Origin of the sequence: Proteus sp. HMSC14B05, assembly GCF_001808035.1 — a bacterium.
GTDB lineage: Bacteria > Pseudomonadota > Gammaproteobacteria > Enterobacterales > Enterobacteriaceae > Proteus > Proteus mirabilis.
In genome coordinates this window covers 1-11,192 of sequence record NZ_KV791978.1, presented here as the reverse complement: position 1 = coordinate 11,192, position 11,192 = coordinate 1, and the positions used below count along the sequence as shown (strand labels likewise).

At 38.7% G+C, this 11,192-nt stretch carries 10 protein-coding genes; 1 reads left to right on the top strand and 9 read right to left on the bottom strand.

All coding sequences use genetic code 11. The features are described from left to right. The first annotated feature begins 177 nt into the window (after positions 1 to 177). Positions 178 to 348 (top strand): DNA polymerase III subunit theta, encoded by a 171-nt coding sequence (locus HMPREF3129_RS04185; protein ID WP_070486822.1) that lies wholly within the window; start codon positions 178 to 180, stop codon positions 346 to 348. Here the strand turns inward: HMPREF3129_RS04185 and HMPREF3129_RS18660 are convergent. From HMPREF3129_RS18660 to HMPREF3129_RS04140, 9 genes are all read right to left on the bottom strand, one after another. Next, positions 326 to 2,749: a tail fiber/spike domain-containing protein gene (locus tag HMPREF3129_RS18660; protein WP_070486819.1), complete on the bottom strand. Its 2,424-nt coding sequence runs from the start codon at positions 2,747 to 2,749 to the stop codon at positions 326 to 328. The genes HMPREF3129_RS04185 and HMPREF3129_RS18660 overlap by 23 nt on opposite strands. Before the next feature lie 57 nt (positions 2,750 to 2,806). Continuing rightward, on the bottom strand, positions 2,807 to 5,275 hold the full coding sequence (locus HMPREF3129_RS04175; RefSeq protein ID WP_070486818.1) for a host specificity factor TipJ family phage tail protein: 2,469 nt from the start codon (positions 5,273 to 5,275) through the stop codon (positions 2,807 to 2,809). Continuing rightward, positions 5,262 to 5,654, bottom strand: coding sequence for an NlpC/P60 family protein (locus HMPREF3129_RS04170; RefSeq protein ID WP_070486817.1), 393 nt, complete (start codon positions 5,652 to 5,654; stop codon positions 5,262 to 5,264). The genes HMPREF3129_RS04175 and HMPREF3129_RS04170 overlap by 14 nt, the downstream gene beginning before the upstream one ends. Next, positions 5,651 to 6,121 carry a DUF1833 family protein gene (locus tag HMPREF3129_RS04165; protein WP_070486816.1) on the bottom strand — a complete coding sequence of 157 codons (471 nt, stop codon included), beginning with the start codon at positions 6,119 to 6,121 and terminating at the stop codon, positions 5,651 to 5,653. The genes HMPREF3129_RS04170 and HMPREF3129_RS04165 overlap by 4 nt, the downstream gene beginning before the upstream one ends. After that, positions 6,121 to 6,597, bottom strand: a complete 477-nt coding sequence (locus HMPREF3129_RS04160) for a hypothetical protein (protein ID WP_070486815.1) — start codon at positions 6,595 to 6,597, stop codon at positions 6,121 to 6,123. Before HMPREF3129_RS04160 ends, HMPREF3129_RS04165 begins: the two co-directional genes overlap by 1 nt. A gap of 3 nt (positions 6,598 to 6,600) precedes the next feature. Then, the gene (locus tag HMPREF3129_RS04155; protein WP_070486813.1) at positions 6,601 to 10,029 is read right to left on the bottom strand and encodes a tape measure protein; all 3,429 of its coding nucleotides are present in this window, start codon (positions 10,027 to 10,029) and stop codon (positions 6,601 to 6,603) included. A 70-nt stretch (positions 10,030 to 10,099) separates the two neighbouring features. Next, positions 10,100 to 10,513, bottom strand: coding sequence for a hypothetical protein (locus tag HMPREF3129_RS04150; RefSeq protein ID WP_049199082.1), 414 nt, complete (start codon positions 10,511 to 10,513; stop codon positions 10,100 to 10,102). A gap of 63 nt (positions 10,514 to 10,576) precedes the next feature. Beyond that, a complete protein-coding gene (locus tag HMPREF3129_RS04145; protein ID WP_004247771.1) occupies positions 10,577 to 10,921 on the bottom strand; it encodes a hypothetical protein in 345 nt (114 codons plus the stop codon). A gap of 70 nt (positions 10,922 to 10,991) precedes the next feature. Continuing rightward, positions 10,992 to 11,192: DUF6246 family protein (locus tag HMPREF3129_RS04140; RefSeq protein WP_236645501.1), on the bottom strand; the 201-nt coding region annotated here is incomplete at its 5' end.

The following is an 11,192-nucleotide window of genomic DNA, read 5'->3' as shown; positions in this document are numbered from 1 at the left end:
AAGAGCGTAGAATTATTCTTTAATATCAACTAAATACAGTCTCAACAAGCGTTCACACGTCCCACCTTACCTGAAGTTACTTGAAGTTGCCTTATGCTACTTCATGTTGCTTGTCCCAAATTCGTCCCATCAATTCTCCCGCCCTGCTATACTCTCCAAAAAATAATTGGACCTACTATGAACCTCGCAAACTTACCTCAAGAAGAAAAAGACAAGATTAATGTCGATTTGGCAGCTTCTGGTGTCGCATATAAAGAGCGCCTCAATATGCCAGTTGTCGCCTCAGAAGTTGAACGGCAACAACCAGCACATTTGCGCGAGTATTTTAATTCACATATATATTGCTAGTAGATATTGTCAGGTATACATTTTCACCGCTTGAATTTTTGGCACCTATAGTTCCTCCAGTCGAATATTCTGATGAGAATGAATAGGAGTTTCCCCCACAATCAATCTTAAAATTATTTGAGACTTTGCCTAAAGAAGTCGCTTGGTAAGATAATATTCTTATTTCACCATTCTTATTAATATTTGTTTTATTAATATTTTCCACATTGCCTTTAGAATATTCCCCGTGCTCTATAACTCCGTCATTCACACTTATTGATATGCCTATATCATTAATTTCATCATAATTTAGAAGAACAAAAAAACCAGATGGAATATCTGAGTGAATAATAGTTGTTGAAACTCTAAAATCTCCTGAGATAAAAAAATGCGGGGTAAATGAGGATACTGATCCGTCAAATATATTTACCAGCTGTCTATCTGGGTTATTTATAAGTTTTTTTATACTCCCGTAAATATTGTTTTTAACTATAAATGAAAAATTATAATACATAGAACCTACATCGTTATTTTTTTGAAACTTTAATAACGGAGGATAAACAATACTAGGGTTTCCACCGTAAATAATGCTAATCAAATTAAGACCATAGTGTAGTTTCCCTATATTTGTGATTAAAGATAACCCATCTCTCATTCGTCCACTTGCTATTATCTCTCTATTTATTGTTCTGTAAGTAGCTAATTCTTTTTCACTATTAGGATAGACCCCCAAACCTCTGAACAGAGAGATATTATTTGCTGCAGGGAATACCTCGTAATCCTCAGCTCTGTTATACGGCTCAATTATTGAAGCTGATAGATTGTCATCTTCGCAATAGACTAAGTAATTTATGGTCACATTTTCTTTATCAATATCAAATTGAGCAATTTTTCCCATGCTATCAAGAAGATTATTCCCTCCTGCATTATAATATTTCGGTGAGTATCTATTCCCTGTAGTATATCCTACACATGATACATATTTATCATTTGTGGATGGCTGTAATAGAACATTATCACCAACATCCTTTATGAATTTATTTCTAAATAAACTACACAATAGCCCGCTACCTATTGTTATTTGTCCTATTGGTTGGGGGTGAACAACATCAAACACCCCGTTGTTTTTAGTATAAAACCGATTAGGGTCTCCTATTTTTGAGGTTGATACCTTCTCTAAATATCCGCTCAGGTCATAATATTCAATATTTTTATAATATATTGGTAGTGAGCTTTTAACGCTATTCTCTAACGCTGTATGTTTGAAATCATTTTGGTTAACAGAGACTATTGATACAGATGACCCATAGCCACAAGCTTTTTTTATTAATGAATCAAAAGAACGTAAGTAATCACTAAAATCACCCACATTATCATTCCATCCCATTGATATTATTAGGACATCTGGCGCCTTGTTACCATAGGCTTTATTTTTGAAAAAACCATAATCAAAATTTCTATATGCCCATCCATTGATTAATTTTTGCCCACTAAGAGAACAGTTGCATGGATGGAATATCTTTTTACTCGTTACTCTCTCTGCTATCAAATTTAAACCATACGCAAAATGAGCTACCCACGAGTGACTTCCACCAGATTCTGGCGCAGAATGATTATAGTTAACACTAGATAAATTACCATTACTATCAGTTGGAGGTGATTTCCAGTCTTGCTTACCCCACGCACCATCTGATATAGAATCACCAATGCAACCAACGCTAATATCAAATTCCTTGTACATCCCTTGATTTAAAATATCTGAAAAAGAAAAATCAGAACCATTATTTGCTTTATAAACATCAAATATATGCTCATTGCCCCATGGATCTCTTGTTAGAATTTTCCCCTCACCTTTAAAAATAGTAACATCATCTTCAGGGAGTAGATTGCACCTAACTGTAATTCCTTTTGGTATAAAAACATTACCATTAAATTCATATATTGCGGCTCTATTATCGATATTTTCATCTAACAGATTTATTCCTGGGATAAAGAAAATTGATGTACCTTCATTATTGAATCTACCTTTTTCAAGATCTGACCTCAAAACAGCATCGCCAACACTCAACCATGAATTAACTCCAACACCACCAGAATTATCTGGAGTTGAATTAACAGGAACTGATTTTGGCAACGCTCCATCCCAACGGTAATATTCTCCTGTAATTTCATCACGTAAAACTTGATTGGGTAATGTTATTTCTGCGCCTTTTTGGAACGAGTCTAATGTGATATATCCGAATTGAGATATTGCTTGCTGAGCAACCCAGCGTAACCCTTCGATTGTAAAATGCTCTTGCCCGAATCTATCGATATATTTGTTTTTCATTGACGTAACAAATTCGTCAATTTTACCTGAGTTATATTTCAGGTCGCGCGGTGCTTCACTTGGAACTGGATTTTGTGTTGGAATTGTAGACATAATTTTTCCCAATAAAAAAGCCAGCGATTAGGCTGGCTATGATTGAAATGAATTTAATTAAACGTTGTAATCTTTCTTTGCAGAAAAATACTCACTTGCTGTAATGCTGAAAGTTCCGTCTGCATTAGGCTTTTTGTCGCTTACAATCCATCTCATTGAGTCCATTTCAACGATATTGGATATAACATAACGTGACGGAGATTGAACATTCATGCCGTCATAGATATTTAGTTGGATATCAGGTATATCAGCGATAAATCCGTAAGCTGTATCGCTTCTCGGTATAGCTTTAAATCTTTCTGTCGTATTGCCTAAGTGATCAGTGATACAAACAAACATCTCACCATCAAAAACAACTTTTTCATTTGTTGAAAACTGATTGCCGATCCTCTCAACTATATAACCCGCCTGCTGATTCTTATCGTATGTGTCAGCAACAATAATTAAATCACCCGGATAAACATAATCACCATCTGCGAGAGTTTGCACACTGATACTCATGCGCTGATGTATTAACCTATCCATTTCTAATAGTGCCCTATCTGTCGCCTGATACTCATTACGACAACCGTGAATGGTTATTTTGTTAGGGTTCTTAGCTGGCTTGTTAACTATTTTGTTATCTTCAATACGATATTTAAGGTAGGTCTTTTTGTTGGTTTTAGGGTTTACATATTCTATTTCAACACCATCATTACCACTCGGCATTGTCATATCATAAGAAAGTGAGAACCCGTTTCCTGTTGTGTTAGCTCTATTGAAGGTGCCTGATGGATATTTCTTTTCCTCCTCACGAGTAAATGTAAGCACACCGTTATCCCAAAATGAAATAACACGAGCAACGTTGCATATTGTTTCTATACGCTGACCCAGCGATACATCTTCATCATCAAACGTGTAATCAAAATATCCTAAGCGCTTATCTGGAAGTGATTCATAGATTGAATACAAACCATATAAATCTATGGTGCTTTCTGGCTGTCCTGCAGTAACTAGCCAAGTGTGAGCGACCGCATCAGCAAATGATCGTGATGGTCTTAATGTATAATCAACGCTACGGCTATTTATGTCGTAACTAATAACATGACGTGTAGCCAGTGCGTTGTATTTACGCTCTCTTGTTCCCGTTGGTGCCTCTGTTGCCCTCACTGTTACCTTAACAAGTGTATCTTCTTCATGTACTTCGTTAATTCTCTCTCTAACAATAAAGACTTCCTCTAGCTTAAGAATGCTGTGATCATTACTGTTTTCTAATCGAGTTAATTGAAGTGCATATCTTCCATATCCAGCCAACGGCTTGAACTTTTCCGTTAGATAGTACGTTTTTGTTTTTGGTGCAGATGGAAACCCTCTATTGAATGACTCTCTTGTTCCAGCTACTTCATTGTTATTCTCATCAACTTTCCAGAATTCAATTCTTGCGCTAGCCCAATCACCATCACCAAGCTGTGCGTTTAAATGCACCCATAATTCACCACCATCAAGCGGTGAAAAGAAAGGCCCTACTGTCAGGAATTGGTTGTCATAGAGAATAAACTTTGATGTGTTGACTATTGCATTAGGCGGTAGAGTTGCCAAATCACCACCGGTTAAATTAGTGAAAAAGAATTCATAGTAATATTTTGGTGAAATAATAGCGCCATCATCACTTTCTTTCGCATCAGATAGATAAGCATCAACCTTAATATCCTTTGTAACCGAACCCTGCGGAGTATCATAAGTCACATTAACAACAAGGCTTACTGATCGAGGCTTTACGATATCCATAAAATATCGAAAATCATCTTGTTTCTCTATCTTTATGGCCGCCTCGCCACCTTTAATTTCACCAGAAATAACATTGTTAGCAGTAGCCTCATATTGTGGAATTTCGTCACTTTCATTCGGGCCCGGTATTTCTTGTCCGTCAACATCAGGGAACTCAAACCCCTCGAATATCTGTGGGATCACTTCACCTGGTTGGAATATCTGATAACTGGCACCATCAAGAGCGATTAATTCAGACTCTGAATATTTCACATTCTCAATCGTGTAGTAACCGATGCCAAAGTTCATCCACTCGGTAACCATCTTTTTATTGTCGATGTATTCAAACATTGATTGCTGAATGAGATCGGGAAAGGCTCTAACTTGTCCGTGAATTTCAGGTCTAGCCTGGTATGTTCTTGCTATATTAGTTTGGCCTGTTAATCGGTTGTTAGGACTTTCCTTTGCATTCACATCAGCGGCGCTAAATGATGGTGCTTTGGGCGCTAAGAATGAAAATATCTTAGAAACAAACTTAAATACTGGATTAAGAATGTCGCCAATAATCCCCTTCGGTTGGTCAAATATTTGAATGTGATGAAATTCACTAATAATAAAGTCAAGGTGATCATCGTCGTTAAGCTTTACGCCGTTAACATAGATATCAACGTCATGATGAAAGTTTTGCTCTTTTAACCAATCAAAAAAAAGAGAGCCGGCTTTTATCTCGACTCTCTCTTTCGGTATTCCAGCGACACGCTGAATTTCAATTATTGGCATATTTCATAAACTCCAACTTAGTGAATTTTCTCTCGAGCACAATCAACCTATCCATTCTCACAGAGCCGTTTTCACCTCGACTATGTAATGCGTTACCATCGATAATCAAGCCAATGTGAGTGGGTTTTGATCCTATATAGCCTATAAATATTCCGTTATTTTCTGGTTGATTTACTTTCTCCCAAAACTCAACTTCATTTTTATAGCAAGTAACAAAATCCGTTTCAGACTCATAGCCTGTGTCATGGTGGATCTCAATACCTAGAGCGTGACGATAATAGAGAACGACGAGACCCCAACAATCCATAGCATCAAATGTACAAGACCTGTTTTTCCATGGTTTACCGATAGTTTTATCGATGAAATCCTGAGTTGTCATACAGCCTCCAAGCCTGGCCATTCTTGTGGCTCATAAATGCGTCCGATATTTTTATTTAATGGATTACTCATAGATAGCGTGACAGTGACACTTTCATGATCCATCGACACATCTTTCACAAATAATTTCCATCGAGTAATGGCCTTACCTTTGTCTTTCTCATCAAATAAGCGATAAGTAGCCTCTATGGGTGTCATTCTATTGAATGATTTCCATAGCTTAAGTTTCTGTTTAAAGTCTTGTGCAACACGGCTGAATTTAACACTGGCGTCAATGATGGGCGTTCGGCTTTGCTGGCTGTCCGATAGTTCGAAATTACACGGCTGATATTCAACACCACCTAGAACCTTTGGGAATATCTGATACGACACGAGATAGATATCGCCAAATGACGGATGACTAAATTGCAGCGTCTCATAAAGTATTCTGTTTGGCCTTTGTGCCCGATACTCTCTTAGTGTAGGCATTACAACTCCTTATACTTTGGTAGAGTCTCAGTGACGATAATATCAAGCCAACTTCCAAATGATGGCGGAAACTCAACGATAATATCGTCGAATTCATCATCTGAATTATAAAGTTTCTTACTAATGACTTGACCAGTCCATGTTACAGAAGATCCATTAATACTGGTTTGCACTGGATAGGAAAAAAAATGCAATTCCTGCTCCTGCAACCCACTACCACCCAGATTAATTTTCATCCTGAACCAGCGATTGCAATTATCAAGATAGTTAGGACTTCGCAACCATTGGGCAAACGCACGCTCCTGTTGAAGTGTAAATATCCAATTCACACTCCATACAGTTTTTAAGTCATCAGTGAGCTTCTGAAATATAGGTGCGCCTACCTGTGGCTGATCTGTCAAGAAGCCAGTATCTAGCGTCATGCTTTTATCAGCTTTCTGCGCCAGAGGAAGCCAATCAGGGTAATCAACAACCATATATCAACCTCTCGCTCTCGCCGTTGCCGATGTGTTTCTTGTAATGGATTGAAGCATAGGGCCTTTATTATCCATATCCATAATGAATGCCTGAATAGTTAGCGTATTTCCATCTTGTGATGTCTGCGCATCAAACTTGTGGTCACCAGATGAATAGTCATTAAAGACAACATTCACATTCATACCGCCACCCTGCATATCTTTATTGGAAATAACCTTTCCATTGTCACCGGGGATCATGTATTGACGACCGTTGTTAGCCTTGAATATCTCAGGTTTACCACCTTCACCAACTCGATACATTGAACCAGCATCAACAGGACCGCCATTTTTACGAGCGCCAGCAATTGCTAGTGTTTGTGATAATCCAGTAGTTCCAATCAATCCTGCGTTAGCTGGCGCGGCATTAGCACCCATAGTTGCTAGAGAAACAAACGCAGCGGCAGGAGCCCATGCAGAAGCGACAATGGCGGCTTCACCAATGGACGCGGCAGCTGCGGCAGCGCCCATTGTTTTACCAATAATGAAATTCTTTAGCATTTCAACGCCAGTTTGAACAATGGAATTAACAACACTGTTTAGTATTGTGTTGCCAAGCGATCTCATTGCATCAGCAGCAGTCATGGTGCCAGTTAACAATCCAGTGATGGCGTTTGATGCGCTTCCTGCCATTGCATCAACAGCAGATGTGAGCATGTCAAAGCCTAAGCTTTGCTGACTTAACATCTGCCACTGTGCGGCAGTTTGCTGTTCATTGAACTGCCTTTCCTGCGCTGTTCTTATCTGAAGGTATTGTGCGTCAGTGATTTGTTTAGCTGTCGTAAATTGCTCGTGTGAGATCTGTTGATTTGTATACGCTTGATTAATGATTGCCATTTCATCAGCATAATACTTATCCATGAGCGCTAGTTTTTTAGCATTCTCATTTTTCAATTGCTGAACAGGATCGAACTGAGCTCTATTATCTTCAATTGGAGAAACTGAAGCTTGAGCATTTGCCTCAGCTATTTTTTTAGAATACTCACCAGCTAACTCAACTCTTCTTCTTTGGTAATTCTCCTCAGTAACCAAATTACCTTGAAGTTGCCTTTCGAGTTGCTCAAGAGATAACTTGTATTCTTGATTTGCCTTTGCTTCTGGATTTTGAGAGAAAGCATCTTTCCTGTCTTGGATTTTCTGTTTTAAATCAAATTCCTTTCCAGCTAACTCTGTTATTTCTGCAATCTGCGCTTTCGTAGCTTTACTGCCAAGTTTTTGAACGGCTTCAAGAATGGCGGCTTCGCGAGCAAGTCCTTTTGTTTCTAATTCAGCAACTTTTGTCGCATTGGCTACATCGGTGATCTTCTGTTTCAGCTTTTCAGCTTCAGTGGCTTCTTTTAATGCTGCACTAGCTGCCTCTTTTGCTGTTTTAATTCCTTCTTTTTTTGCCTGAGTGTTTTCGTACTCTTGAGCTGCTAAATCTTGTAAATGACGAATTGCATCAGGATCTGTTATCCCTGCATCTTTAGCGTCATACATAGCTTTTAGCTTAGCTCTTTCAGCTCCCTCTAATTTAGATAGGGCGAGCCTTTCTTCCATTTGTTTTTTTAGCTTTTCACCTTCCTCACCACCAAAATTAAGTTTTGGTCTTACAAGACTGAACTCTTCCTTTGCTCCAGTTGCCTCTCTTATCTGAGTTGTTAACCTTCCAAAAGCTGATTTCTCAATATCAAGAGTTGTTGCACTCTTAACACTTAAGTCAATAGCTTCCTTTGCTTTCCTGTTGTATTCATCTTGAGCATCTGTGAGGTATTTTGTGGTTAACTCAAGGCGTTTTCTATTTGTAGATAAATCACCTTCAAGCTTTGTAATTTCACGCAAGATCCTTGTGGTGTTTTTATCAATAAGTTCTGGCTGGTCTTTTAATGCAGTTTTTTGTAATTCAAGTTGAGCTCTTAATGCTGATAGCTGTTTTTCCTGCTCTTTCATCTCGAGGCGTAGTAGCTCTTGTTTATCTCTAGCATCTTGAGCATCTCTAGCAATCTCTTGATATGAAAGCTCTTTTAATTTTACTGTTAACTGATCTATGCTATCAGCAAAATCTCTAGCCTCTTGTTTTGCTTGCTCTGATTTCTGATAGAAGTAATAGATTGCGGCACCAGCTAACATGGCCACACCAGCAGGGCCACCTAACATCCCCATAGCGCCACGCAACAAACCCATAGATAATGATGCAGCTCTCGCTGCGGCTGCTGAGTTTGCCATTGCTGCTGTTTGCGCTTGTGTTGCTTGGGTTAATGTTATTGCAGCTTTTGAGGCTAATGATTTTTTAGCGATTAAGTTATCAAGAGCGGTTGCTTCCGCCAAGGTTCCTTTTGCAACGTTGTACTCTGCTTGAGCAAGGGCAACAGCAGATCTAGCGGAGGCTAAATCAGCCTGAGCCTTTCTGACTGACATATTTGCAGCATACTCACTTGCTCTTGCTGATTGCAGTGTAGCGACTGACTCTTGACGAGAGGCGGCTGCCATCATCACTTTTGACTTGGTAGCCATAGCTAATGCGCCAACATATCTTGAACCAACCACTGTGGCAATTACCGTCAAGACAGAGCTAAGCTCATCTAAATTCTTACTAACCGTAATAACCGCATCACTAAACGCACTAATGGTTGATTTTATTGTTGTATTTTCACCGAGAAACTTGGTTAGGTTGTTCCCAGCCTCTTGGAAAGCCTGTGACATTGTTCGAGTGGTTTTGGCAAACTCTTTACCAATCGCATCACCTTGAGAGAGCAAACCTTTCACAACAACATCAGTAGTTAGCTTGCCTTCTGCTGCCATCTTACGGAGTTGACCAATACCAACACCCATCGAGTCAGCAAGTGCAACCATCAAACGACTACCCTGTTCCGCCACTGAGTTAAATTCTTCACCACGGAGAACGCCAGACGCGATACCCTGCGATAGCTGAATAATGGCATTTTCTGCTTCCTGTGCAGTAGCACCAGAGACGATAAAGCCTTGGTTGATGATGGATGTTAATTTTGCCAAGTCCGCTGCTGATGTGTTGTATTCTCTCGTGCCTCGCTCTAATCGTGCATAGAGCGTTGCTGTGGCATCGAGGCTAGAACGCGTTGCTTGAGAGATATCAAATACTCGCTGAGTAACATCAACAAGTGACTCACTCGCACGAACTGAGTTAGATAGCTTGTTGTTTAATTCAGTCCATGCTTCAGAATAACTAGCAACCATTGAAGCCGATAAATAACCAGTCAGAGCCGCCGCAACTTTAGATAGAGACTGCATTGAACGCTCTGTGTTATTTACTGACTGAGACGTTCGGTTAAAGCTACTATCCATGCGATTAAGGCGTTGCTCTAACTGCTGTTGTGATGTAAGCAATTGCCTAACATCCATCTGTACTTGATAAACAATTTCGCCTACTTGTACCATTTATCGGCTCCTTAAAATGAAAAACCCCGCCGGTTGGCAGGGTTACTTTGATTAATGTGTGGCTTATAAATTAATTATTGATCATGTAAAGAATAAAGAATGTAGCGCAACCTAACAATACAGCCCCAATAACTTTCCCAATATTTTCTGCATTCTTATTCATTTTTTCTGTTTCTAGGATGATGCTTTCCGTCTCTTTGTTTATTCTATTTGTAATTATTTCTAATTCTTGAGCGAACACTTCATAGATATTAGCTTGAGCTTCTACTGGCTCATTAACTATCAATAAGTTGAATTTATCCATATAGTCATTGTTAAACATCATCCTATCAATGCCTTGAGACTCAGCTAATATAGTTTGTTTTTCTTTATCAGCGATTAGCTCTCTAATCCTATCTCTATTTGCAAAATATGTTACAACTCCGTCTTTATTTTCTATAACTTGATAAAGCTCATTTGGTGCGATATCTATTTTTATATCCACAACACCATCCTCGTTAGTTAATTTGTTATTAGTTTAGCTGTTTGTGGTGCAAATGGGAGCAAATTAACTAATACGCCACCCTTCATTTATCATTTTTTTCTTAATTCTATCGAGTTCATCTAAATCTTTTTTCTTTTTCAGAATAACGGAATACTGCTTATACCCATAATGGGATGGAGCGAAGAACTCACCGTCATTATACATAGCTTGATTACGCTTTAATGCTGATATGGCTAACGGAGACAATGCTATTTGTTGCTTACAATACTCAATGGCCTTATTTAAATTATTCGCTTTATCTCTCATTTTATAGTGCTTCTTTATCTTTTCTTGAAGACTAAAATGAAGTTTTAGTATCGCTTCGTCAGGCAATCCTCTTAATCCGTCCAACCATTCATTCTCGGTCATATTATCACCATCAATAAGTTAATTTAATCTTATGTTATATAGACAGCGATGCAAAAGAAAGCAAACTAACTCATTTACGTTTCCTACTCACCAATCGACGCTTACCACTGATCAGTTCATCATTCCGTTTATCATCTTGTTTCATGATGTTGTCATATTCTTCTTTGGTGAAGCCTTTTTCATCAGGATATTTAGCTTTGAGCATCATCTGAAATTCAGTCATGGTTAGCTGTTCGGCTTCCTCTCGATTCATACCAAAGTGCGCACGAGC

Coding starts and splice junctions, on each gene's coding strand:
- HMPREF3129_RS04185 (WP_070486822.1), top strand. CDS start 178: ATGAACCTCGCAAACTTACCTCAAGAAGAAAAAGACAAGATTAATGTC.
- HMPREF3129_RS18660 (WP_070486819.1), bottom strand. CDS start 2,749: ATGTCTACAATTCCAACACAAAATCCAGTTCCAAGTGAAGCACCGCGC.
- HMPREF3129_RS04175 (WP_070486818.1), bottom strand. CDS start 5,275: ATGCCAATAATTGAAATTCAGCGTGTCGCTGGAATACCGAAAGAGAGA.
- HMPREF3129_RS04170 (WP_070486817.1), bottom strand. CDS start 5,654: ATGACAACTCAGGATTTCATCGATAAAACTATCGGTAAACCATGGAAA.
- HMPREF3129_RS04165 (WP_070486816.1), bottom strand. CDS start 6,121: ATGCCTACACTAAGAGAGTATCGGGCACAAAGGCCAAACAGAATACTT.
- HMPREF3129_RS04160 (WP_070486815.1), bottom strand. CDS start 6,597: ATGGTTGTTGATTACCCTGATTGGCTTCCTCTGGCGCAGAAAGCTGAT.
- HMPREF3129_RS04155 (WP_070486813.1), bottom strand. CDS start 10,029: ATGGTACAAGTAGGCGAAATTGTTTATCAAGTACAGATGGATGTTAGG.
- HMPREF3129_RS04145 (WP_004247771.1), bottom strand. CDS start 10,921: ATGACCGAGAATGAATGGTTGGACGGATTAAGAGGATTGCCTGACGAA.